This window comes from Microbispora sp. CSR-4 (assembly GCF_008033685.1).
In the GTDB taxonomy this organism is placed as follows: domain Bacteria; phylum Actinomycetota; class Actinomycetes; order Streptosporangiales; family Streptosporangiaceae; genus Microbispora.
Genome location: NZ_VJVX01000065.1, coordinates 22,022 through 44,425 on the forward strand (window position 1 = coordinate 22,022; position 22,404 = coordinate 44,425).

20 protein-coding genes and 2 tRNA genes are annotated in these 22,404 nt (G+C 69.1%); 13 read left to right on the top strand and 9 right to left on the bottom strand.

The window, feature by feature from the left end:
- The first annotated feature begins 18 nt into the window (after nt 1–18).
- The 5 genes from FLV34_RS33740 (at nt 19) to FLV34_RS33755 (ending at nt 1,331) form a co-directional block, all read left to right on the top strand.
- Nucleotides 19–93, top strand: a tRNA-Asp gene (locus FLV34_RS33740).
- 21 nt (nt 94–114) lie between these two features.
- Nucleotides 115–191, top strand: a tRNA-Phe gene (locus FLV34_RS33745).
- Between the two features lie 99 nt (nt 192–290).
- A complete protein-coding gene (locus FLV34_RS42865) occupies nt 291–422 on the top strand; it encodes a hypothetical protein (RefSeq protein WP_260617551.1) in 132 nt (43 codons plus the stop codon).
- A gap of 315 nt (nt 423–737) precedes the next feature.
- On the top strand, nt 738–923 hold the full coding sequence (locus tag FLV34_RS33750; RefSeq protein ID WP_142652388.1) for a hypothetical protein: 186 nt from the start codon (nt 738–740) through the stop codon (nt 921–923).
- A gap of 105 nt (nt 924–1,028) precedes the next feature.
- The gene (locus FLV34_RS33755; RefSeq protein ID WP_147945025.1) at nt 1,029–1,331 is read left to right on the top strand and encodes a hypothetical protein; all 303 of its coding nucleotides are present in this window, start codon (nt 1,029–1,031) and stop codon (nt 1,329–1,331) included.
- A 131-nt stretch (nt 1,332–1,462) separates the two neighbouring features.
- Here the strand turns inward: FLV34_RS33755 and FLV34_RS33760 are convergent, their stop codons facing one another.
- The 3 genes from FLV34_RS33760 to FLV34_RS33770 all read right to left on the bottom strand — a co-directional run bounded on the left by FLV34_RS33760 (nt 1,463) and on the right by FLV34_RS33770 (nt 4,264).
- Nucleotides 1,463–2,695: a GUN4 domain-containing protein gene (locus tag FLV34_RS33760; RefSeq protein ID WP_142652392.1), complete on the bottom strand. Its 1,233-nt coding sequence runs from the start codon at nt 2,693–2,695 to the stop codon at nt 1,463–1,465.
- A complete protein-coding gene (locus FLV34_RS33765; RefSeq protein WP_142652394.1) occupies nt 2,692–3,957 on the bottom strand; it encodes a helix-turn-helix transcriptional regulator in 1,266 nt (421 codons plus the stop codon). The genes FLV34_RS33760 and FLV34_RS33765 overlap by 4 nt, the downstream gene beginning before the upstream one ends.
- A 142-nt stretch (nt 3,958–4,099) precedes the next feature.
- Nucleotides 4,100–4,264, bottom strand: a complete 165-nt coding sequence (locus FLV34_RS33770) for a type II toxin-antitoxin system VapB family antitoxin (protein WP_147945026.1) — start codon at nt 4,262–4,264, stop codon at nt 4,100–4,102.
- Nucleotides 4,265–4,505: 241 nt separating this feature from the next.
- Here FLV34_RS33770 and FLV34_RS33775 point away from each other — a divergent pair, with 241 nt between their 5' ends.
- The 4 genes from FLV34_RS33775 to FLV34_RS33790 all read left to right on the top strand — a co-directional run bounded on the left by FLV34_RS33775 (nt 4,506) and on the right by FLV34_RS33790 (nt 8,796).
- The gene (locus tag FLV34_RS33775) at nt 4,506–7,091 is read left to right on the top strand and encodes an AAA family ATPase (RefSeq protein WP_147945027.1); all 2,586 of its coding nucleotides are present in this window, start codon (nt 4,506–4,508) and stop codon (nt 7,089–7,091) included.
- Between the two features lie 73 nt (nt 7,092–7,164).
- A complete protein-coding gene (locus FLV34_RS33780) occupies nt 7,165–7,758 on the top strand; it encodes a carboxymuconolactone decarboxylase family protein (RefSeq protein ID WP_147945028.1) in 594 nt (197 codons plus the stop codon).
- A 117-nt stretch (nt 7,759–7,875) separates the two neighbouring features.
- Entirely contained in the window at nt 7,876–8,127 is a 252-nt protein-coding gene (locus FLV34_RS33785; protein WP_205831221.1) for a hypothetical protein, read from the top strand.
- A 102-nt stretch (nt 8,128–8,229) separates the two neighbouring features.
- Nucleotides 8,230–8,796 carry an alpha/beta fold hydrolase gene (locus FLV34_RS33790; RefSeq protein ID WP_147945029.1) on the top strand — a complete coding sequence of 189 codons (567 nt, stop codon included), beginning with the start codon at nt 8,230–8,232 and terminating at the stop codon, nt 8,794–8,796.
- A 147-nt stretch (nt 8,797–8,943) separates the two neighbouring features.
- Here the strand turns inward: FLV34_RS33790 and FLV34_RS33795 are convergent, their stop codons facing one another.
- Complete coding sequence (locus tag FLV34_RS33795) at nt 8,944–9,147, bottom strand: cold-shock protein (protein ID WP_142652404.1); 204 nt, start codon at nt 9,145–9,147, stop codon at nt 8,944–8,946.
- 298 nt (nt 9,148–9,445) lie between these two features.
- Here FLV34_RS33795 and FLV34_RS33800 point away from each other — a divergent pair, with 298 nt between their 5' ends.
- Nucleotides 9,446–10,228, top strand: coding sequence for a hypothetical protein (locus FLV34_RS33800; RefSeq protein ID WP_142652406.1), 783 nt, complete (start codon nt 9,446–9,448; stop codon nt 10,226–10,228).
- Between the two features lie 48 nt (nt 10,229–10,276).
- On the opposite strand, the gene FLV34_RS33805 is transcribed toward FLV34_RS33800, so the two are convergent.
- Nucleotides 10,277–11,383 carry an endonuclease/exonuclease/phosphatase family protein gene (locus FLV34_RS33805; protein ID WP_147945030.1) on the bottom strand — a complete coding sequence of 369 codons (1,107 nt, stop codon included), beginning with the start codon at nt 11,381–11,383 and terminating at the stop codon, nt 10,277–10,279.
- A gap of 487 nt (nt 11,384–11,870) precedes the next feature.
- Between FLV34_RS33805 and FLV34_RS33810 the strand changes: the two genes are divergently transcribed.
- Nucleotides 11,871–12,800 carry an SDR family oxidoreductase gene (locus FLV34_RS33810; protein ID WP_222709718.1) on the top strand — a complete coding sequence of 310 codons (930 nt, stop codon included), beginning with the start codon at nt 11,871–11,873 and terminating at the stop codon, nt 12,798–12,800.
- 38 nt (nt 12,801–12,838) lie between these two features.
- Here FLV34_RS33810 and FLV34_RS33815 read toward each other — a convergent pair whose 3' ends face one another.
- Nucleotides 12,839–13,747 carry an RNA polymerase sigma-70 factor gene (locus tag FLV34_RS33815; protein WP_147945031.1) on the bottom strand — a complete coding sequence of 303 codons (909 nt, stop codon included), beginning with the start codon at nt 13,745–13,747 and terminating at the stop codon, nt 12,839–12,841.
- A gap of 553 nt (nt 13,748–14,300) precedes the next feature.
- Between FLV34_RS33815 and FLV34_RS33820 the strand changes: the two genes are divergently transcribed.
- Nucleotides 14,301–16,427 carry a prolyl oligopeptidase family serine peptidase gene (locus FLV34_RS33820; protein ID WP_147945032.1) on the top strand — a complete coding sequence of 709 codons (2,127 nt, stop codon included), beginning with the start codon at nt 14,301–14,303 and terminating at the stop codon, nt 16,425–16,427.
- Nucleotides 16,428–16,478: 51 nt separating this feature from the next.
- Here the strand turns inward: FLV34_RS33820 and FLV34_RS33825 are convergent, their stop codons facing one another.
- The 3 genes from FLV34_RS33825 to FLV34_RS33835 all read right to left on the bottom strand — a co-directional run bounded on the left by FLV34_RS33825 (nt 16,479) and on the right by FLV34_RS33835 (nt 20,700).
- The gene (locus FLV34_RS33825; RefSeq protein ID WP_142652414.1) at nt 16,479–17,516 is read right to left on the bottom strand and encodes a DUF916 domain-containing protein; all 1,038 of its coding nucleotides are present in this window, start codon (nt 17,514–17,516) and stop codon (nt 16,479–16,481) included.
- Between the two features lie 143 nt (nt 17,517–17,659).
- Nucleotides 17,660–19,351, bottom strand: coding sequence for a metallophosphoesterase family protein (locus FLV34_RS33830; protein ID WP_222709719.1), 1,692 nt, complete (start codon nt 19,349–19,351; stop codon nt 17,660–17,662).
- Between the two features lie 116 nt (nt 19,352–19,467).
- The gene (locus FLV34_RS33835) at nt 19,468–20,700 is read right to left on the bottom strand and encodes a HupE/UreJ family protein (RefSeq protein ID WP_147945033.1); all 1,233 of its coding nucleotides are present in this window, start codon (nt 20,698–20,700) and stop codon (nt 19,468–19,470) included.
- A gap of 175 nt (nt 20,701–20,875) precedes the next feature.
- On the opposite strand from FLV34_RS33835, the gene FLV34_RS33840 reads away from it, so the two are divergent.
- Nucleotides 20,876–21,547, top strand: coding sequence for a hypothetical protein (locus FLV34_RS33840; RefSeq protein WP_187280802.1), 672 nt, complete (start codon nt 20,876–20,878; stop codon nt 21,545–21,547).
- Nucleotides 21,548–22,404 lie beyond the last annotated feature (857 nt).

Here is a 22,404-nt window from a genome sequence, read left to right on the forward strand (position 1 = left end):
AAGCCCCCCGGACATAAAGGTCCTGTAGAGCAGTTTGGAGTGCTCGCCACCCTGTCAAGGTGGAGGTCGCGGGTTCAAGACCCGTCAGGACCGCGTACGGCGGCAGCCGCCGGAGGTCAGGTAGCTCAGTTGGTACGAGCGTCCGCCTGAAAAGCGGAAGGTCGGCAGTTCGACCCTGCCCCTGACCACCATCTTTGAACAGCCCAAACGCCCCGAGCCCATCACGGCCGGGGCGTTCTTGTTGAGCGTTGACGACAAGACTGACGACAATGTGGCTCTCGTCCTTGGCGTTGACAGTTGCTGGCCGGGCCGACCCCGACCTCCTGCGCGAACGCGTCCTCCTCGCCGTCCTGTTCGGCCTCGTGGGATGGGCCCATCTCCAGGAACGCCGCGACGCCCTCGCCATGGCAAGCGTCTCCTGAGTCAGATTCCAGACGCCATTACTCGAGCTCGTAACGTTTTCGTGACCGGTGGAGACGATCACGTCGACGACGGAAGCCTTTCAGTCGGATCTTCAATCGTCTGTGAGTCATGGCGGTCCTCGCCGTACTGAGTCGCGCCCCTGGGCTCCTGGTAAGACAAGAAGTACCGCGCTCTGCCTGGTGAGAAGGTGTTTCACGGTTTCATGGCAAGTGGAGGCCGTGCGCCTCTGGATCGGACACCCTGATCGTCGCGACTATTGCTGATGTACCGTGATCCCAGAGGATCGCTCTCGATCCGGAAAAGAAGGTTCCACCATGGATGCCGTAATGATCCTCTCCGCAATTATCAGCGGAATCTTCGGGCTGTGGAAGGCCATCGAGTACGCGAATGCATCACGCAGGCGGTCCCGTGCCATCACGCGGAGCGCGGCCATTCTGGGTGCGGCGGCCGTCGCAAGCGCCGCGATCGCCAGCAAGAACAAGAAGAACAGCACAAACTGACAGGAGGCGAAGTCGCCGGCCTGATTCAGGTGCCGATGCCTCCCATGCCAGGCGCCGTACGCCGGTGGAGAGCCTGAGCTTCGAATTCGACGACTGAAGGAAACCATGCCTGACTGGCAGCGCATATTGCAGACGGCAGGTGAACTTTTTCAAGCCGGTAGCTACATGGTCACCGTGGACCGCTGGTTGAAGATGGACGACAATTCGGCCATCGACGCGATTGACGCGTTCGTCAGCACCTCCTCGGTAGCCGACGTCGACAACATGGATGCCGTTCTTTTTCACGTGGCGGTCGGCAGCACCGCTTCGTCCGACAAGGCGCGCCTAATCCGCTTCTACACGATCTTCAAAGTAGCCGAGCTGGTGAGGTTCGAACAGTTCCGTGGTTTCCCTGCTTATGAGGAATAGCAGTCAGCGTAGGAACGGGGGTGCCGGCGCGCGTCGGGCTCGATGACTCACGCGCGCCAGCGGAGCGGGCTTTTGTGCTTCATCGGCCGATGCCGGAGACTGGCCTCGTCCGGCATACTGGCCAGGTGGCTTCATCCGCCCAGCCGGTCAAGCAGGCGGGGCCGATTGATTGCCCACACAACGGAGATCAATTGGGTGTAGTTCGCGAACATCCTGCGAGCGGGCGCCTCCGTTAGTATTTTCCGCAGCCGACGACCCTGCAATTTCGCGGCATCCGCATAGACCTCGAACATGGCGAGCGACGCCATCTCGCTGTACTCCTGCCAGCCGAAGGATTCGTCCACAGGTCTGGCGTGCACCTGCTCGGCCCACGTCGGGTCACGCAGATAACGCGCCAAATCGATCGGCAGCCGGCCCATCGAGCCGTATCCGTCGCGGATCTGACGCAATTTCCACGGAGGTCGAATGCCGCCGATTGGGCCGAGGATCGGGAGATGTCCGCGGGGTGCCCCGAGTGAGAACTGCGCTTCGGCATAGAAGATCCAGCGATTCGTCCGCCAGCCGACTGCGGAGCCGTAGGCGATCAGGTCGCCGGCGGCCTGCCGGAGTGCGTCACGCTGCGGAGTAAAGCCGAATCGTCCATCGCTGCGATGTCTCCAGAGCAGGTCGATCGAGCGGACGTCGTCGCGGGCGAGTCCGTCGACCTGGTCCGGCTCGATCAAGTGCGCACGTGAGGTGTTCGGATCACCGCCCGCGGCAGCCCAGAGCAGGCTTGCGGTCTCCCTGTCGGCCTCCTCCCAGCGCCTGGACGCCAACAGGTCGTCGAGGACCTGAAAATTCAACCTTCGTGAGGTACCCGACGGCAACTGAACAGGCCCGGATTGCGGCTGAACACGGGTGATCTCATAAATCTCGCGTAGCTCGTCGACAAGGTGGGCGCAGTCTCGATGACCGAATTTGGTGCGATAAGGGATCGTCTGGCGTTTACTCAGTTCCTTCAGATCGTCGGGCAACTGCTCGGCGGTGGGTAACGGTGTGTTATTGAGCAGAATCGGGATCACGCGGATCCCGGCGGCGAGCGACAGCGCCACCTCGGTGCGCACCCAGTCACCGGGCACGTCGATGCGTCGCCCGCCGGAATCGGTCACGCCCGCCCAACGCGGGCCGATGATCACGAGCAGCACGCAAGCCCGGTTGAGCGCGTCATAAAGGACCTTGTCGAAGGCCATTCCTGGGGGAATCGACCGTCCGGAACGAAATACGTAGTCGTCTCCGAACTGTCTGCGGAGCTCCCCGTCAATGTGGTCGGCGAGCACGTCGCCGTCGCCGTTGCGGAAACTGATGAAGATCAGATCTCGGCTCACCGGGGCTCCAGCAGGGATGGCAGTTCCGACCAGAGTTCCGCTACGGCCGAGTGCGCCCGGCGGCGTCGGATAAGGGAGACGAAGGACTTCAGGTCGGTCCTGACGGTCGCGGAGTCGACGATACGGATCTCGTGGAGCACGCCGGCCACCACTGCGCAGGCCTGCGTGGTGGCGCCGCTGTCGGCCAGTGCGAGCGCCTGCCGAACCGCGAACCTGACCCGGGAGCGGCGGGAGGGCCCGGCCGCCGTCGCGGGGCTCGACCGGTCGAAGAGCTCCGCGGCCTCTTCGGGACGGCCAAGGTCGTGCAGGCACCAGCCACGGATCAGGTGATTCATGAGATCGACGGAAACCGACGTGCCGAGCGGCCGGCTGGTGTCCACCACACCTTCGCGGCCGGCCCGCTCCCACAGGATGTCCGCATGATCGAGCGCCGCCGCGCAGCGGTTGTTCTCACCTGCCAGCGCGTAGCCTTGAGCCTCCCGCAGGGCCGCGAGCCAGCGTACGCGCGGGGAGAGGTCGTGCGCGGCGCGCACACGCGCGGCCAGCCTGACGGTCGCGCCCGGCTGCCCCTCGTAGAGGGTCACGAGCGCGCGTCGAACATCGGCGTACTCGGCCAGCTCGTGGTCCTCGCCTTCCACGGCGAGTTCCACCGCACGATCGGTCCACCAGAGGGCCGCGTTGTCATCGCCCACTTCCTGAGCCATCCACCCGGTGAACTCGGCTGTCCGCGCGGCCAGCCTGAGCAGGGCCGCGCGGGACCGTCCGCGAGTCAGCGGCAGCGCGGCACGCAGCGTATGAACCTGAGCGATCGCCACTGGCAGGACAGCCGCTGGGGAAGTGGTCTGCCCGAGTCGCATGGTCGCGTCCAGTAGCGCGGATTGTGCTTCCACGTCACCCGGGGCCTCCAGATAGCCGGGCACGGCCTTTAACCGCAGGCGGATCGAGTCGTCGGGCATGTTCGTCCCGAACCCACCGTCGCCGTCCGCGGTGAACCGGATCGCCCATTCCGGTCCGAAAGGCGGCGTAGCCGCGTCGTTCGAGCGGGACGACACAGGCATCGCGGCGAGGGCGATGAGTCCACCCTCGGCCTTCAACGCGGCATCGCAACGGCGCGCGAGCCCAGGCGTCGGCTGCTGGCGACCGGATTCAATCTTGGAGAGGTGGCTCTTGCTGTATCCGGTCCGTGTGGCGAGTTCCGTCAAGGACAACCCGCTGAGGATCCTGCGACGACGTAGCTCATCACCGAACGACGAAACGGTCATAAGCCCTTTCCTGGAATTCGTTACGCAAAGCGCCAGTAATTATAAACTGTCACGAAAAACTGCCGTCCTCAAATGCTATAGCTCTCTCTCGCTTCGTGCCATGACAAGGTGATGTCGGAGCGGCGAACTCCGCATTTGATGATCAAGCCGCCATCTCGCGCGTACGAGCCATGGCGGCTGCACGTCTGCGTCGGTCGACGAATTCTCGTAGAGCGGCGTTGACCGTGTCTTTCTTGGAAGAAGTGCCGAGCAGCTTCGCGGCCTCGGTCAGAGCCTCGTCATCGAGGTCGAACGGGGTCTTGGTCACGGACACCGCCTCGCTCGTATATGAATCCAGATCGCCGACCGGCGAGAGTTTCCAGCGGCACGATCTCTGCTTGCCTGGGCGTACGGGCTAGCCTGATGTGAGCGACGGCGAGCTGGGTGACTGCTATACGTGAGAAGGGGAAGGCCGGCAGTTCGACCCTGCCCCTGACCAGCACCATTGAACAGCCCAAACGTCCCGAGCGGTCACGCTCCGCGGCGTTTTTGACTTTACTATCGTTCGCATGGAGCTGTGGGAGCGTTCCGGGGCGCTGGATCTCCTCGGCGACCTTCTGCGTGAGAGCGCCCGCGGCGGTCGCGTGGCGGTGGTGGCCGGCGAGGCCGGGATCGGCAAGTCCGTGCTCGTGACCGAGTTCGTCCGGCGATGCGGGCCGGCGGCATGGGCGCTCTGGGGAGGCTGCGACCGGTTGATCACTCCACGGGCCCTTGGTCCCCTGCACGACATCGGCCGCCAGACCAGAGGTGTCCTGGCCAAGCGGCTGAACGCCGGCGCCGCGCAGGAGGAGCTCTTCACGGCGTTTCTGGACGAGATCTCCGGTCCGCCGCAGCGCGCGCGCCCGGTCGTTGTCGTGGAGGACGCCCACTGGGCTGACGAGGCCACACTCGACTGGCTGATCTGGTCGGGCCGACGGATCGGTCGAATCCCGGTCCTGCTCGTGGTGACCTACCGTGACGATGAGGTGGGTGTCGAGCACCCGCTGCGGGGCGCCCTTGCGACCCTGCCCGGCGCGATCACGCGACGCGTGTCACTGTCGCCGCTGTCACGGGAGTGCGTGGCGAATCAGGCATACCGGACCGGGCGGGATCCGGAGCTGGTCTATCGGTTGTCCGGCGGCAACCCGTTGCTGGTGACCGAACTGTTGAAGGCGGAGGGGCGGGCGGTGCCGGCCACCGTGCAGGACTTTGTCCTGGACCGGCTGCGGCTGTTGCCGCGGCCCGCCCGGGAGCTGGCCCATCTGGTGTCGGTGATCCCGACTCGCGCCGACGCCGCTGTCGTGGCGGGAGTGCCGGACCTGGTCGACATATGCGTCGACGCCGGGGTGCTCGTGCCGTCCGGTGTCGGTGTGTCGTACCGTCACGAGTTGCTGCGGAGTGCGGTGGAGGACGCGCTGCCGCCCGCGCGCCGCGCCGCGCTGCACCGGCGGGTGCTGGGCGTGCTGGCCGGGGTCCCCGAGGTCGACCCGGGCCGCTTGGTTCACCACGCTACCCAAGCGGGGGACGAGGCCGCGGTCCTGCGGTACGGGCAGGTGGCGGGGGCCGGCGCTGCCCGGCAGGGCGCCCATCGAGAGGCGACGGCGCACTATCGGTCAGCGGCCCTGTACGCAGATCGGCTACCGGCCCAGCAGCAGGCCGAGCTGCTGGAGGCCTACGCGTTCCAGGCGTACCTGGCCGGGCTGGCCGAGGAGGGATTGCGGGCCAGGTGGGCGGCGCTGGCCGCACGGGATAATCTGCGGCAACCCGAGCAGGTCGGTGAGAACCTGCGCTGGATCTCTCGGTTGGCCTGGTGGGCGGGGAACGCGGGGCAGGCCTGGGAGGCGGCCGCGCGGGCGATCACAGTTCTCGAGACCGAGTTGCCGGGCCGGCAACTGGCCATGGCCTACAGCAACCGGTCCCAGTTGCACATGCTTGCGGGCGAGCGGGAGGCGGCGGTCTCGTGGGGAGAGCGGGCGCGAACCCTGGCCGTTCGGCTGGGGGATGTAGAGACCTCCGTCCACGCTGAGATCAACGTGAGCACCGCCCGGCTCACGGGCGGTGACGAAACCGCGGTCGCGGCGCTGGGGGAGGTGCACGAGCGCGCCTCAGCCCTCGGGCTGGCCGATCACGCCGCCCGGGCACTCGTCAACCTGGCGACCTCGCTGGTGCAACTGGCCGAGTACGAAGCCGCCGCACCGGCGGTCGAACATGCGCTGGCGTACGCCACCCAACAGGACCTCGACGGCTACGTCCAGTACCTGCTCGGGGTGCGAGCGGGGGTGCGGCTGGTGCGGTGTGACTGGGCAGGCGCTCTGGCCGATGCGGACGCGGCACTGGATCGGCAGGTCCGAGCCGGGGTCGCCGTGGTTCCCGCGCTGCTGGCGCGGGGCCGGATTCAGGCGGCCCGTGGCGAACGCGAGGCGCGGGTCACGCTCGACGAGGCCGCCCGCCAGGCCGAACGCACCGGTGAGGTGCAGCGGGTCTGCCCGGTGGCGGCGGCCCGCTCGGAGTACTTCCTGCTGTACGGCGATGCCAAGCGTGCCGCCGAGGAGGCCCGACACGGCCTGGACCTGGCCGTCAGGGCGAACCATTCGGTGTACATCGGGGAGCTGGCCTATCGGTTGTGGCGGGCCGGAGATACCGGGCTGCCCGGTGCGGGGGCCCGGCCGTACCAGATGATGATCGACGAAGACTGGGCCGGCGCGGCTGCGGAGTGGGCGCGGCGCGGGGCCGCGTATATGCGTGTCGAGGCACTGGCGGGCGGTGATCAGGGCGCTGCGGCCGAAGCCTTGCGAGTCCTGGACGAGCTGGGGGCCACGCGGGTGGCGGTGCGGTTGCGGGCGGAGCTGAGAAGGCGCGGTTTCACTCACGTGCCGCGTGGCCCTCGCCGGACGACGGCCGCCAACCCCGGCGGCCTTACGCTGCGCCAGGCGGAGGTGCTCGCGCTGCTGGCCGAAGGGCTGTCGAATGCCGAGATAGCCGGGCGCCTGTCGTTGTCGGTCAAGACCGTCGACCACCACGTTTCCGCGGTGCTGGACAAGCTCGGTGTGGCCAACCGGGGTCAGGCGGTTGCTGCGGCGCACCGGCTGAACCTAGTCCGGAAGCCCGCAAAATAGGGAATTCTCCCCAATCGCGGATCGTCGCGAGGACCTACCGTTCTGCGCTGAGATGCCGTCCCAAGGGGGAGACATGAGTTATCTCAGCACGCCTGGCGAATCACCCCTTTACGAAGCTGAGCGGCCCGCCCTGGGATACGTGCCCAACTATCTGAGGGTGCTGGCGCTGCGGCCTGAGGTCTATCACGCATGGCTGCGGCTCGGGGAGGCGGTCAGGGCCGGTATGGATCCGCGTCGGTACGAACTGGTCACCCTGACGGCCGCCCGCCGCCTCGGTTCCACGTACTGCGGTCTCGCGCACGCGGCCGCGCTGCTTGAGCGGTTCTACGATGACGTGGCCCTGCGGGCGATCATGGCTGACCATCACGATGCGGGGCTGCCGCCGGTGGATGTAGCGGCCATGGACTTCGCGGACCGCGTCGCCGCCGATCCCGCCGGCGTGACTGAGGGGGACATCGCGGTCCTGCGCGGGCACGGCCTGGCCGATGCCGACATCTTCCAGATCGTCCTCGCCGTCTGTCTGCGCCGGTTCTTCAGCGGCCTCCTGTCCGCGGTCGGCGCCGTCCCCGATCCGGTCTTCCGCGAGCTGCCCCCAGGTGTCCGTGCGGCCGTCGGGGCAACCGATGAGGCCTTTTCACGCCAGCGGGGCGACGCAGGTGGCTCGTAGCTCAATCCGCTCTGGATGTCCCGATGACCTCCACCAACCGTCCCCAGCGCCGAGCGGGCAGGTTCGTCGACGGTGTGGTGGACCGCTACCCGCTCCCTGACTCACTGGCACCGATACATGCTCTCGACGAAGGACAAGAAGAAGATCATGGCCGGAAAAGCTGTCATCAGCCTGACAACCGGACTGGAGGACCCTGAGCGGGTCACTGTGGCGTTCCTGGTCGCGCTCGGCGCGGCCGAGCAGGGCCGTCCCACGCTCATGTTCCTTACCAAGGAAGCAACCCGGCTGGCCATGGACGGCGTCGCCACCACAGTCGCATGTGACGGCTGTCCCACCTGTCGATGTTGTCCCGGCCACAGGCCGTGGTGAGCGTCATCGCCGCCGCCACGTCCGCCCGCTGAACCGGCACGCGGCCCCGCACGACTTCATGATGCTCCTCGAGGCCGCCCTGACCTACGGAAAGGCGAACCCATGACCACCACAGAACAGCCCGTCGTCGTCCTCGTCCACGGTGCCTTCGCCGAGTCGGCGAGCTGGAACCGCGTTATCCAGCGTCTGCACGGCCGCGGGCTGACCACTGTCGCGGCGGGCAACCCGCTGCGCAGCGTGGAGGGAGACGCCGCCTACGTGCGCGACGTGATCGCCGGCATCGGACGGCCGGTCGTCCTGGTCGGCCATTCCTATGGCGGCATGGTGATCAGCCAGGTGGCGTCCGGCAACGACGCCGACGAGGCCGCCCTGATGGCGGCGACCCAGCGGCCGGTAACCGAACGGGCGCTGACCGACAGGCTGACGGTGAGCGAGCCGGGCTGGCGTGCCAAGCCGTCCTGGTTCGTCCACGGTGATCGCGATCTCAACATCCCGGCCGGGGCGCTGAGGTTCATGGCCGAACGCGCCGGCTCGCGCGGAACCCATGAGATCGAGGGTGCCTCCCACGCCGTCGGGGCGTCCCAGCCCGAAGCCGTGACCGCAGCCGTCTTCGACGCCGTCGGCCTCGTACAGGGGGACTCGGACCCGTGGGCGATCATGGCGAAATGACAGCGGCGCTGGCCCGAACGTCCAGAGCCGAAAAGATCGTGAGTCCGCATGACGAAGCCCCGGGCTCCGTGAGGAGCCCGGGGCCGGATGCCGTCAGAGCACGGGCCACGCCTCGGCGTGCCCGGCGGTGGCGGTGTGAAGCGTCGCTCAGATGGGCCGGACCTGCTCGGCCTGCGGGCCCTTGGCGCCCTGGCCAGCGGTGTACTCGACCCGCTGGTTCTCGTCCAGCGAGCGGTAGCCGCCGGCGTCGATGGCCGAGTAGTGGACGAAGACGTCCGCGGAGCCGTCGTCGGGGGCGATGAAGCCGAAGCCCTTTTCGGCGTTGAACCACTTCACGGTTCCCTGAGCCATGCTGCTTTCTCCTTGATTAGACGATCTCGAGAGCCACGGGTGTGGTCCTCGGGCTGCTGCGACCGACCGCCTTGGGAAAGCCTCGGCTCCGTACGGTAACGCTCGCTGTCAGTAACTCAGCAAGCGCTTCAACGCATACTGGGACTTCGACACAACCTGTACTCCGACACTACACGCCGCGACGTGGTTCCCGCGCCATTCTCTCGAGAAACCCCGTACGCGGGCATGTCGGGGAGCGGTCCGGAACGGGGACACCGCGAGGATGAACCAAGGTGAGGGCCCTTACGTGGTGTGAAGCATGAGACTGAGAATGATTCTGCTGCTGGCGGTGATGGCGCTGACCGCGGCCTGTGGAGGAGTGGAACCGGACACGTCGGCGGCCGCCGTGGCCGACGACGGGCCGGCGCAGCCGGTCGCCGTGTTGGGCGCGGAAGGCGGGTTCGTCACCGCGACCATGAACGTGCTGCGTCCGCCGAGGGTGGTGTTGTACGGCGACGGGCTGGTGATCGTTGACGCGAGCAAGCAGATGACGCTCACGGATGCCGAGGCGGGCGAGGTGGTCACGCGGCTGGAGAATGACCTGGCCGGGCAGCCGCCGACCGCGACGCCGAAGCCGGGTGCGCCGTCGGTGACGGACCTGCCGGACACCGTCCTCGGCGTACGGGGGAAGGACGGGAAGATGCTGGAGGTCCGGGTTCCGGCTCTGCAGCAGCTCGCGGACTTCTACCCCAAAGAGCTGATGGACGCGAAGAAGACGATGGAGGACCTGGCGACCCGGGCCGCCGAGGAGGGCGCCGACTACGCCGGCACCCGCGTCCGGGTGGTCGCCGAAGGGGCCGAGTCGGCGGAGGGCAAGCCGTCGCCGTGGCCCCAGGGCGTTCCGGAGCCTTCGGGCACGATCGACCCGGTCTGGCAGAAGGACGTCGAGGGCGCGGCGGCGAGCGCGATCACCAAGGCGGTTCCCGCCGGGCAGGAGTACGGCCGGTCGCTCTTCACGACCGGCTCGGGGAAGATCTTCGTGCTCTCGTGGCGCTACCTGCTGCCCCACGAGCAGTCCCCGGCCCTCCCGGCAGAAGGCTGAAAGCCCCGGATCCCCGCGACGATCGTCGCGGGGATCCGGGTCGCCGTTCTAGCGGGAACGCGGGTGCGGCAACTGGAGCGTCGCGACGACGCCCGCGTGGTCGGACGGCCACAGCCCCGACGGCGTACGGTCCCTCTGCTCCTCACCGACACGGTGGATGTCCTTCACGCGGAAGTCCCCGCGGAACAGGACCAGGTCGATGCGGAAGGTCAGGGAGGAAGCCGGGTTGCGCAGGTCGGGCGCCTGACAGCAGGTGGGGCCGGAATCGGTGGGGTGCTTCACGCGCCAGGCGTCGGTGAACCCCGAATCGAGCAGGAACTGGTACGTCGGGAACGTCGGGTTCTGCGGGTCGTTGGCCGTGGTGTTGAAGTCACCGGCGAGCACCACCGGAAGCTTCGTGTTCGTCGCGGCCGCGATCAGCTCCTGCGCCTGCGTGCGCTGCGTGATGAACGGCGGTGTCGGTTCGAGGTGCGTCGTGACGAACCGGAAGGTGCGGCCGCCGATGGTGGCGTCGACCGACGCCCAGCCGCTACGGCTGGCGAAGGGGCCGAGGGGCGTCGGGAACACCCGGTCGACCACGTACGGCTGCACCTGGATGTTCGACACCTTGACCGGCCTGCCCGGGTCGACCCTGGCGATGATCAGGTCGCGCACGCTGATGCGTACGTCGAAACCGAGGGTGGTCGGGGCCTCGGCGTCCTGCTCGGGCATGATCGCCATGGCCTCGTAGTGCAGCCCGAGCCGGTCGAGCGCGGCGAGGAGCGACTTGAGCTGGTCCGAGCTGACATTCGTCGCGGGCGGACTCCCGGTGCGTATGATGTCGGCCTCTTGCAGGGCGACGAGGTCGGGCTTGTCCCGGGCGATCTCCCGGGCCACCGCGGCGGCGCGCTCAGCCGGTTGGGACGCCAGGATCTGCCGGTACGCCAGTGTCACCGCCGCTTTGAACTGGTCCAGTGTCTGTGCTTGGGCAAGAGGCAGCAGGTCGGCACCCACATACATGTTCTGCGTCATGACGCGGATGTCCGATTTGCTGCCGCCGTCCGCGAGCGCGTTCGCGCCGGTCGGAAACGCCGTGACGCCGACGAGCATGATCGTCAGTAGGGCGCGAGCGAGCGCATAGGGCGGGCGCGACCTGGTGAGCCGGATGTGCTTCATATGGCCTCTCTCATCGGCACTGGGCCTGCTGCGCCGGTGACGACCACCGGATCTTCCTGGGCAAGGGAATGCGCGCGTGCGCGATCATGGAATCTCCCCGGGCCGCTCATGCGGTCTCCCGGCGGGCCCGCGGTGTGAATCTAGTCAGTGAACTTTTCGGCGCCGTACGGCGACGCGCCCGGGTCGCCTGCCCGGCCGTTAGTTTGGGCCGTTCATGGACTCCGCTTGTGTTCCTCGTCGGCCGGACACGATCAGTAGCGAATCGGTCACCTGGTGCATATGGTCACCAACGGTGACGCCCGGCAACATGGACGGCGTACTGGGCGGGGGGCAACCCGGACGCTCCCGGCACCTACGTCTTCGGCGCGCCGGCGGAGTAGCCGGCACCGGCCCCACCCTCTGCCGCCGGCTCGCGGCGTGTCACAGATGACGTTTCTGTCCTGTCTTGTCGGCGGACCGGAACTCTCTGTTGACCAGGAGGTGCGTAGTGGATGCCGCGAGAGTGCCCGACTTGGCGGGCAAGGTGGCCGTGGTGACGGGCGGCAGCGACGGGCTTGGTCTCGGCTTGGCCATGAAACTGGCCCAAGCCGGGGCCGAGGTCGTGCTGCCGGTCCGAAATCCCGACAAGGGCACCGCCGCCGTCAAGAAGATCAATGAGGTGGTGCCGGAGGCCACCGTCTCCACGCGTGAGCTCGACCTGGCCTCGCTGGAATCGATTGCGGCACTCGCCGCCACCCTTCGGCGCGAGGCCCGCCCGATCGACATTCTGATCAACAACGCCGGAGTGATGGCCCCCGCCGCCCGGCAGACGACCGTGGACGGCCTGGAGTTGCAGTTCGGCACCAACCACATCGGCCACATGGCGCTGGTGGCACGGCTCCTGCCGCTGCTGCGCCTGCGCGGGGCCCGGGTCACCACGATGTCCAGCAGCGCCGCCCGCTCCGCCGCCGTCGACTGGGCCGACCTGCAGAGCGAACGGAAATACTCGCCGGTCCGCTCGTACGGGCAGTCGAAGCTGGCCAATCTCCTCTTCGGGCTCGAACTCGACCGGCGGAGCAAGGCCGGCGGATGGGGCATCGTCAGCAACGTCGCGCACCCCGGCACGACCCTGACCAATCTCTACGCGTCCGGCCCCAACCTGGGCCGCACCCGCCCCGCGCCCTACGAGAGGCTCATGAAGCTGCTCCTCCGGCTGGGCCTGTTCGTGCAGACGGTCGACGCCGGGCTGCGACCGGCCCTGTACGCGGCCACGAGCCCGCAGGCGCGGGGCGGCCGGTTCTACGGCCCCGACGGCTTCGGCCAGTTCACCGGCGGGCCGACGGAGCTGCCCCCCTACAAATCGGTCCAGGTCGAGCGCGACGCGGCCCGGCTGTGGACCGTCTCCGAGCAACTGGCCCACGTCGAGTTCCCCACCTGAGCGCGGGCCGGCGTACGCGCCCGCGACGAGACGGGCGGTCAGCTCGCGGCGGACAACGGGGCGATCTTGGCGGGGTTCATCAGCCACAGCACCTGGTCGATGCCCTCCTCGGAGGCGTTCACGGTGAGGACCGTGAACAGCTCGCCGTCGTGGCGCAGCAGAGCCGCCGGCTGCCCGTTGACGTCGGCCCATTCCACTTCGACCCCGGCCCAGAACCGGCTCGCGAACGCCCTGATGAACTTCGCGACCCGGAACGCGCCGACCACCGGGAAGCGCGCGGCCCGTACGGCGCCGCCGCCGTCGGAGTAGCTGATCACGTCCGCGGCGAGGAGCTCTTCCAGCTTGGCGAGGTCGCCGACGCGGGCGGCGGCGACGAAGGCGGTGAGCAGTCTGCGCTGTTCGTCCCGGGTCACCGGGTTCCGGCGCTCGGAGACGATGCGTTTGCGCGCCCTGCTGACGAGCTGCCGCACCGCGGCCTCGCTCGCCTCGATGATCTCGGCGATCCGCCGGTAGGGATAGTCGAACGCCTCTCGCAACACGTACGCCGCGCGTTCTGTGGGCGAGAGCTTCTCCAGCAGGAGCAGGACCGCGAAGCTCAGGGCTTCGCCCCGCTCGGCGCCGAGGTGGGGATCGTTGCCGGTGTCGACGGGTTCGGGGAGCCACGGGCCGACGTACGTCTCGCGGCGAACGCGAGCCGACTGGAGGGCGTTGATGGCCAGGCGCGTGGTCACGGTCGCCAGGAACGCCCCCGGATCGGCCACGGTGTCGCGGTCGTACGCCTGCCAGCGCAGCCAGACGTCCTGTAACAGATCTTCGGCCTCGGTGGCGCTGCTCAGGATGCGGTAGGCGATGCCGAACAGGCGTGGCCGCAGGCCCTCGAAGGTGGCCGCCGCCTCGTCGAGGTCTTCGGTCCCGCCGCGACGGCTCTCCGTGCGGATATCCCTCATGGTGCTGGCCCCGTTCCGCCGGCGGATGGACCTTTCCAGCCTTTCACCCGCCGTCCGGGCGCTCTGACCGGGGACCACGGTTCGCGACGGGCCGTGCCGGCCAAGCCACACCCGGGTGTCGCCGTGCCCGGGATCTATCTTGGACGGCTCCGATCTCCACGGGCATTCCCGTGCGGCTTTCGTTTCTTTCGGGGAATTTAACGGCGAAATGATTGACGGCTCTTCGATTCCCAGTGGTGGGAGGCCGGGATTCGGCGCTCGCGTTTATCGATCCCGGGCACGGGGACGGTTGCCCTCGTAATCGCCTATATCGGGCGAGTCGACGGATCCAGGAGGTCGACATGACTGGATACCTGCCGTATCGCGATGGCGCTCCCGCTGCCCGGATCGGCGGCGTACGCGGCTGGCAGGCGGACATTCTCCGCGGCGAGTCGTAACCGAGTGAATCGAGGTGCTGCGGCGTGAACGGGCCGCAGTGCCTCGACCTGTCACGGCACCTATTGAAGGCGGAACCCACGTTGAAGGCGGCATCCATTGAAGGCGGGGGGATTTCATGGCGCGATTGTTCTACCCTGCCGCTCGGCGCAGCGACCTCGTGGAGAATCTGTTCGGAATCCCGGTGTCCGACCCTTATCGGTGGCTGGAAAACGGCGACGACGCCCGCGTACGCGACTGGGCGGCGGCCCAGGATCGCCTGTTCCTGGCGTGCCGCGAGCAATGGCGTGACAGGCGATCATGGGCGTCTCTGATGGACCAGGTGTCCTCCTTCGGGGTGTCGGAGCCTCCGATCGTGCGGGGCTCGCTCATGTTCCTCGCCGAGCAACTCCGCGGGGACGAGCAGCGGCGCCTGCTCGTCGTCGACGGCAAGGGCGGCAGGCGGGTGCTGGTCGATCCGGCGGACGTCGATCCGTCCGGCCACACCGGGCTGTACGCCTGGTGGCCGTCCCGCGAGGGCGAACGCGTCGCCGTCCAGATGGAGGTCGCCGAGCAACCCGGCAGCGACATCATCGTGCTGGACGTACGGTCCGGCGACGTGGTGGACGGGCCGTTGCCGCGCGCCCGCAACACCTCGCTCGCCTGGCTGCCGGGAGGGGACGCCTTCTACTACGTCAGCCGGGTGCCCGACGAGGAGCTCGCCCCCGGCGACCTGCGGCTGCACCGGCGGGTGCGGTTGCACCGGATCGGTACGCCCTGGCAGGACGACACGGTGGTGTTCGGCGGCGAGGACGCCCCCGACCACTATTACGGGCTCACGGTCAGCACGGACGGACGTCATCTGGCCGTCACCGCGACGGCCGGGCCCGCCGCGCACAACGACGTGTACGTGGCGGAGCTCGCCGACCCGGCGGCCCCGCGTTTCGTCAGGGTCGTGGACGGCCAGGCCATCGGTGCCCGCGTCCTTCCCCGCTTCCTCCCGGGCGGCGCCCTGCTGCTCGTCACCGACTACGCGGCTCCGTGCGGCCGCGTCTGCGTGGCGGACCGGCACGACCACGGCCCGGACGCCTGGCGCACGCTGATAGCCGAGGACCCCGAGGCTCCCCTCGACGAGTGCGTCGTGCTGGACGGCCCGGCGCTCGCGCGGCCCCTCCTGCTGGTGGCGCGCGCCCGCCACGGCATCTCGGCCCTGACGCTGCACGACCTGGCCGACGGCAGGCAGCTCGCCCGGCTGCCCGTGCCGGGCGCGGGCGTGGTGTCGTCCCTGCGCACGAGCGTCCCCCACGGCCATCGGGCGTGGTTCACCTACTGCGACGCGACCACGCCGCCCGTCGTCTATCGCCACGACGCCGTACGCGGGGTGACGGAGCCGGAGACGGGCGCCGCCACGGCGGGGCGTACGCCCGGGATCCGCAGCCGCGACGTGCGCTGCCGCGCCGCGGACGGCACCGAGATCACGCTGTTCCTGTTCACACCGGAGGAGGAGCACCAGGGGCCGCGGCCCACCCTCCTGTACGGCTACGGCAGCTTCGGCATGCCGATGCGCCCGTGGTTCTTCCCCCTGGCGGCCGCGTGGGTCGGCGCGGGCGGCACGTACGCGGTCGCGTGCGTACGCGGAGGCGGCGAGGAGGGCCGGCGCTGGCACGACGCCGGGCGCGGGCCGCACAAGCACCGCGCGATAAGCGACTTCAACGACGCCGCGGCCTGGCTTGTCGAGACCGGCATGACCACCCCCGGCCAACTGGCGATATACGGGCAGTCGGCCGGTGGTCTCCTGGTCACCGCCGCCGCCGTACGGCGACCGGACCTGTACGCCGCGGTCGTCGCGGAAGGCCCGCTCTGCGACATGGTGCGCTACGAACGATGGGGCCTGGGCTGCACGTGGACCGACGAGTTCGGCAGCGCCGCGCGGCCCGAGCAGCTCGAATGGCTTCTGGCGTACTCGCCGTACCACCACGTCAGGCCCGGAGTCCGCTATCCGGCCTTCCTCTTCACCGGCGCGGTGACCGATCTGCAGACGGGGGAGGCCCATGTCACCAAGATGTGCGCGGCCCTCCAGCACGCCACCGGCGGCGACCGGCCGATCCTCATGCGCCGGGAACCCGACACCGCCCACGCCGCCGCGCCCGCGAGCAAGGAACGCGCCCTGAGCGCGGACATCCTGGCCTTCGCCGCCGAACACACCGGCCTGTCACCGGAGAGGACGGCCACACCTCTGCGCGAGGCCGCCGCGGAACCGCTCTGAGACGCCTCGCCGGCTGTTCCTGCGTGAGCGGTCTATTGCTGTGTGAGCGGTCTATTCCTGCGTGAGCGGTGTGGCGGAGTGCGCCGGCCCGTGGGGGAGTGCGGTCCTCCGGCGGCGCCGTACGGCCAGGGCCGCGACGACGAGCCCGCAGACGACCAGGAGAGCGAGCAGCGGCGCCCACGGCAGCGTCCACACGCCCGCGGTGCCGTCCACGGCGGCGAGCGGGGCGATCGATCCCGCCGCGTCGGTGAGCAGGGGGACGAGGGTGACCGTTCCGGTCAGCCGCAGCGCGGGAGTCACCCCCTTCACCGGCACGGAGACCTTCCAGGTGTCGCCCGGGAGCAACTGGGGCGAGTCGTCGATGTGTCCCGCGCGGGCCTCCCAGTGCCCGAACGGTCCGGCCACGGACACCGTCTGACGAGCGGCGAGGATGCTGTTGCCGGTGTTGCGGATCGTGTAGGTGACGGTGGCGTCGCCCGTGTCGAGCGGATTGGACGTGCCGGAATAGCGCACCTGCAGGTTCTCCACCGACAGGCTCGGGTGCAGCTCTCCGCCCACGCGCAGGCGGATCCGGATGCCGAGACGCTGCCCGGCCGCCGCTCCGGCGTCGGCCGGTGAGGTGACGATGCCGCCCATGTATTCGCCGGGCGCGGCGTCGCCGGGGAGCGCGACCGTGAACGGCACCTCGGCGGTCTTACCGGGAGGAATGGTGACGTCGGGGCGGTCCGTGCGGATCCACGCGCCCACGCCGGTCTGCTTCGCGTCCTTGCCGCGCAGGTCGAGCCGGCCCTGCCCGGTGGTGAACGCGTCCGCGGCGTACACGTCGAGGTGGAGCGGCGTCGTGCCGTTGTTGGCGACGACGATCCCGTCGTCGAGCCGCCCGCCCGGGTCGAGCGTGTAGCTGTAGTCGGGCCGGTCGGATCCGAAGTCGTTGGACGCCGTCGCGACGGTCCAGGAGACCTCGCCGTCCGCCGCCGCGGCGGGGCCCGTCCCCGCTGCGAACAGGCCGGACGCGGCGAGCAGCGCCACGACGACGGCCCGGGCGATGGAGCGTGCTGCGGTTGTCGTACGGGGTCGTGACGGCTGCATCAGATCGATCCTCGGATGGGTTGGGGAAGCGGCGGAGAGGGCGATGGGTCGTGGGGTGGGCACCTGCTCGGTGCCCACCCACCCGGGAGCGGGGCCGTCCGCTCATCGCGTCGGGCCCCCGCGTCGCCCCCGGTCGTCGTCTACTACTGGAGCCAGTCGGCCCCGGGGCCGGGCTTTCCGGGCTCGGGCTTGCCGGGCTCGGGCTTGCCGGGTCCGGGCTTGCCGGGTCCGGGCTTGCCGGGCTCGGGCTTGCCGGGCTCGGGCTTGCCGGGCTCGGGCTTGCCGGGTCCGGGCTTGCCGGGCTCGGGCTTGCCGGGCTCGGGCTTGCCGGGTCCGGGCTTGCCGGGCTCGGGCTTGCCGTTCGTGTGGATCACGACCTTGTCGACGAGGGAGCCGACCCCGGGAGCGGCGCTCGCGCCGTTGTCCGGGCCGCACCACTCCACGTTGCCGAGCTCCACCGCGGCGTTGGGGGCGGCGCAGGTGCCGCTGCGGAGGTTCTCGACGACGAGCTTGTCGCCGCGCACCTGGACCCGCACGTACGTGCGGACGTGCTCCTGGTTCTCGACCGAGTTGGCCCAGTGGTTCTTGGGGTTCAGCGGGTCGGGACCGTAGTTCGGGTCCTTGGTCGTGTTCGGAGCGGTGAGGTCGTAGTACTTCGACCCCGACGCCGAGTTCGCCGTCACGTAGATGACGCCGCCCGGGCCCTTGAACACCTCGGTGTCGCCGGGGCGCTCGTCCGGGTTCGCCTTCTGGCCGTTCTTGATCACGTAGCTGCGGGAGTAGCTGTGGTCGTGACCCTGCAGGACCAGGTCGACGCCGAGGTTCGAGAAGGCCGTCGGGAAGTCCTTACGGCGCTGCTGGTTGTCACCGTCGTTGGCGTGGTCGGCCGGCGAGTAGATCGAGTGGTGGTAGATCAGCACGATGTGCTTGGCGTCGCGGCCGTGCTTGTTGACCACGTCGGTGACGTAGTTGATGTGCGCGGCGTCGGACCCGTTGGCGTACGCGTTGCTGTTCAGGTCGATGAACAGGATGTTCTTGTACGTGAACCAGTAGTCGCCGCCCGAGCGGGTGGCCGCGTCGCCGTTGTAGTACGGCGTGGAACGGTCGGTGTTCGGCGTCCAGAAGTGCTGCTCGTACGCCTTGCCGCCGACGTCGTGGTTGCCGATGGTGGCGACCCACGGATACTGGCGAAGCTTGTCGGGGGCGAGGAACGCGTTCCACTGCGTCTCGTTGTTGGCGCTCTCGATCTGGTCGCCGCCCGAGACCAGCAGCTCGGCCTTCGGGTTGGCGGAGAGGGCGACGTTCAGGGTGTCGGCCCAGCCGGCGCCGTCCTTCGCCGTGTTGCCCGACGAGCCGATCTGCGGGTCGCCGAAGAACAGGAAGTCGAAGTCGTTGCCGTTGAAGTTCTGGGTCGTGAAGGAGTACGTCGGGGACCAGGCGCCCGGGGTGCCGACGCGGTAGGAGTACTCCGTGTTCTGCTTCAGGCCGTCGATCGTGGCGTGCCCGTTGTAGCCGCCGTTGACGGTGTTCGCCGTCACGGTGGCCGGGAAGGTGACGGAGTTCTTGGGGAACTCGCCGCGCACGAGGTTCTTGGTCGGCGCGACCTGGACCACCTGGGCGGTGCCCTCCGAGGCGTACCACGACACGACCCGCTGCGCCTGGTCGGCGCCCACGCCGAGGACGATGCCGCTGACCGTCGTGGTGGGGTCGGCGTGGGCCGCGGTCACGAGGCCGCCGCCGAGCACGGCGGTGGCGCTCAGGGCCGCCGCGGCGGCGGTGACGGCCGCCCGGCGGAGGACGAGCCCGGGGTTGTTGGTCCCCTTGTCGAGCTTCATGCTTTTCCATCCGTGTGGGGGAATTCGAGCGATTTGCACGATTGCGAGATTGGGTGTCGCGCTGGTGAACGCGGGGCGGGCGAACCGTTGCGCCTGATCGAAGATGTGATGCGATCTCAGGTTCCGAGAACGCGTTGCACGAACCAGACCAGGCCCATCGCGGACACGCCCGCCGCGATCGCCCCGGTCGTCCACAGTCCGGCGATCGGCCGGCGGCGACGCAGTACGGCGAGCAGCGGGAAGACCGCCACAATGATCGTCAGCTGGACGACCTCGATGCCCACGTTGAAGACGAGCAGCGACCACAGGAGCGTCCACGACCAGGCCTGCTGGATGCCCAGCGCCGAGGCGAACCCCAGGCCGTGCACGAGGCCGAAGCAGAAGACCACCGCGAGCCGGGTCCAGCCCGCGCGGTCGAGGTTGAAGTGGCCGTGACCTGCCGTCTCCAGGTCGGTGGCGTGCGACCGGCGCCGCCAGAGGCGCCACAGGTGCCAGCCCGCGACGACCGCGATCGAGAGGGCGATGACGGGCTCGACGAACGACGCGGGCACCTCCACCAGGCCGAGGGCGGCGAAGACGAAGGTCACCGAGTGGGCCAGCGTGAAGGTGGTCGCCGCGAGCACGATCTCGCGCAGGCGGCGTGACCCCGCGATGAGCGCCAGCAGGAACAGGATGTGGTCGAGCCCGCCGAGCAGGTGCTCGGCGCCGAGCCGGAAGAACTGCCAGAACCGCTCGAACCAGGACTGCTGCGTGGAGAACGACCGGTGCTGGGCGTCGAGGGCCGTGCTTCCGGACGTCAGGTCGAGGTCGTAGGTGACGATCGTCTTGCTGTCGCGCACGTACCCCTCGGAGCCGGCGAACAGCGCGCTGCGCACCTCGTGCGCGTCGGCGGACTCCGGGCACCGGTAGTCGAGGACCAGCCGGGCGTACGGGACGCCCTCGCGCCGCCCGATCATGAAGCCGCCGTCCTTGACGGGAGTGCACGCCGTGCCCCCGGCGGTGACGCCGAAGCGCTGGGTGACGTACGCGACGACCGAGCGCGAGTGGGCCTCGAGCGCGGCGGCCTGCTGTGCCGCGTCGTCGGCGTCGAACGCCGCGGTGCCCTCCTTGAAGAGCGGGTCGTCCTTCTCGTAGTCGGCGGCGGAGACGACGAGCAGGTCATACTCCAGGTCGAGTTCGGTGCGCACGTGCCCGGCCTGGGGCGAGACGAGGTTGACGTACACCGTCGAGGTGAACCCGTGAGCGAGGGCGGGCACGCTGCCCAGCAGCGTGGAGAGGGCGCTGAACAGGACGCCCACGGCTGCGGCGGCGAGGACAGCACAGACACGACGCCGAGCGGCGGGGGACATATAGCTCCTTTTCGGCTTTGGTGTACGAAATCTGCTCGATGGAAATGAACGAGCGGTATCTCGTGAAAGAACCGTCGAGGAACCACGCCTGGCGGAGACGTCCCGGGCACCGGAAGGCCGCGAATCATGCGGTAGGAAGTAGGCGCACTTCCCGGCGCTCCGAAGGACGATCCCCATGCGCTCTCGGCTTCTGCCTGCCTGCACACTGGCCGCGGCAGTCGCGACCGCCCTGCTGGCCGGCGGATGCGGCTCCGGCGACGACTGGTCCCGGCCGCACGCGAAGCCCACACCTGTCGGCACCCCCGGCCCGGGCTTCTTCCCGTCCGCGTCCCCCGCCCCGGAGGCCACGATCACGCCCCGGCCCGGCTCCTGGAACGGGGTGCATCCGCCGGAGGGCTACCGCGTGGTGCTGCTCACCGCGGGGGAGGACCGCCAGACCACGACGCTGGCGAACGCGGTGAAGGCGTGGGCCGACGAGGAAGGCGTCAGCCTCAGAACCCTCACGGACACCCGGCCGGACCGGTACATCGCGACCATCACCGAGGCGATCGGCATGAAGCCCGACCTCATCGTGAGCGCGGGCGACGCCCTCATCGACCCCCTGGCCCTGGTCACCGCCAACCACCTCGGCCAGCAGTTCCTTGTGGTCGGCGCGGAACTGGCCGAGCCCACGGAGAACGTCACCGCCGCCGACTGGGCCGGTGCGTCTTTCCGGGGCGAGGGGCTCGGCATGTCCTCCACGTACGACGCCGCGAGCTTCACCCCCGAGCGCGCCGCGCGCGCGATCCGGGCGGGTGCCGCGGCCGTGCTCAACGGCATGACCGGCATCGTGATCTGGCTCGACTGATCCCTTCGGCTCGCTGACGAATGTGCCGATGGCCGGCACCTTGTAGAGCACTTTCCGTTTCACAAGGGCTGTGATCGCTTACGTACAGTCGTTCGGGCCAGGCCCGCATCAAGGCCGGCGCCATGCGGGCCAGCGCCGCGCAGTTCACCGCAGCGCGCAGTTCAGCGCAGGGCGCAGTTCAGCGCAGCGCGCAGTTCAGCGCAGCGCGCAGTTCGGCATAGCGCAGTTCGGCGTAGCGCAGTCCACGACCGGGCGTCCACCACGGCGCGGTCCAGCACGGCGTAGTCCAGCACGGCGTAGTCCACCGGGCGTCTAGCACGGCGCAGCCCACCACAGCGCAGCCCACCCTCCCGTAGCTCGCCACCGCGCGGCCAGGCCAGCACCGCGCGGGCCAGTGACATTTGGGCCAGTGCCGCTTGGGCCCGTGCCGCGTGCGGCGCCGGACGTGGGCTCAGCGGCGCGGCGGCGGGTGGGGTGCCTGAACGGGATGCGGGGAACGGTTTCTCCCTTGAACGGTGCCAGGGCCGAAGCGCCCTCAAGTCGTCAAAAGGGCGGTGTCTCGAGGTCGCGCAGGATGAGACTTGCTCCCGATTCGTCCTGTGATGTGCCGTTGTCCTGTGCTTCCCTGCCGCGGCTGCCCGCGTCGGCTGTCTGCTTTGTTGTCTGCCTGGTCGCTGGTCGTGTCGGGCCTTCTGCCGTTGGGGATGGGGGAGGGCATGGTGCGGCCATGGTCGTGTCTGGTGCTCCGGGGAGGCGTTCGGGTGGGGCGTCGGGCCAGGTGCGGGGCTGGGGGTCGGGGACGGGCTGGATGATCTTCGGGAGTGGGCTGCGGTAGGGGTGTCCGAGTGGGCTGGTCC

Excerpts from the sequence above, each read along its gene's own strand:
- FLV34_RS33750 (WP_142652388.1), top strand. The coding sequence starts at position 738 with ATGGATGCCGTAATGATCCTCTCCGCAATTATCAGCGGAATCTTCGGG.
- FLV34_RS33765 (WP_142652394.1), bottom strand. The coding sequence starts at position 3,957 with ATGACCGTTTCGTCGTTCGGTGATGAGCTACGTCGTCGCAGGATCCTC.
- FLV34_RS33840 (WP_187280802.1), top strand. The coding sequence starts at position 20,876 with ATGCGCTCTCGGCTTCTGCCTGCCTGCACACTGGCCGCGGCAGTCGCG.
- FLV34_RS33820 (WP_147945032.1), top strand. The coding sequence starts at position 14,301 with ATGGCGCGATTGTTCTACCCTGCCGCTCGGCGCAGCGACCTCGTGGAG.
- FLV34_RS33775 (WP_147945027.1), top strand. The coding sequence starts at position 4,506 with ATGGAGCTGTGGGAGCGTTCCGGGGCGCTGGATCTCCTCGGCGACCTT.
- FLV34_RS33785 (WP_205831221.1), top strand. The coding sequence starts at position 7,876 with ATGCTCTCGACGAAGGACAAGAAGAAGATCATGGCCGGAAAAGCTGTC.
- FLV34_RS33830 (WP_222709719.1), bottom strand. The coding sequence starts at position 19,351 with ATGAAGCTCGACAAGGGGACCAACAACCCCGGGCTCGTCCTCCGCCGG.
- FLV34_RS33815 (WP_147945031.1), bottom strand. The coding sequence starts at position 13,747 with ATGAGGGATATCCGCACGGAGAGCCGTCGCGGCGGGACCGAAGACCTC.
- FLV34_RS33800 (WP_142652406.1), top strand. The coding sequence starts at position 9,446 with ATGAGACTGAGAATGATTCTGCTGCTGGCGGTGATGGCGCTGACCGCG.
- FLV34_RS33835 (WP_147945033.1), bottom strand. The coding sequence starts at position 20,700 with ATGTCCCCCGCCGCTCGGCGTCGTGTCTGTGCTGTCCTCGCCGCCGCA.
- FLV34_RS33755 (WP_147945025.1), top strand. The coding sequence starts at position 1,029 with ATGCCTGACTGGCAGCGCATATTGCAGACGGCAGGTGAACTTTTTCAA.
- FLV34_RS33780 (WP_147945028.1), top strand. The coding sequence starts at position 7,165 with ATGAGTTATCTCAGCACGCCTGGCGAATCACCCCTTTACGAAGCTGAG.
- FLV34_RS33825 (WP_142652414.1), bottom strand. The coding sequence starts at position 17,516 with ATGCAGCCGTCACGACCCCGTACGACAACCGCAGCACGCTCCATCGCC.
- FLV34_RS33805 (WP_147945030.1), bottom strand. The coding sequence starts at position 11,383 with ATGAAGCACATCCGGCTCACCAGGTCGCGCCCGCCCTATGCGCTCGCT.
- FLV34_RS33790 (WP_147945029.1), top strand. The coding sequence starts at position 8,230 with ATGACCACCACAGAACAGCCCGTCGTCGTCCTCGTCCACGGTGCCTTC.
- FLV34_RS33795 (WP_142652404.1), bottom strand. The coding sequence starts at position 9,147 with ATGGCTCAGGGAACCGTGAAGTGGTTCAACGCCGAAAAGGGCTTCGGC.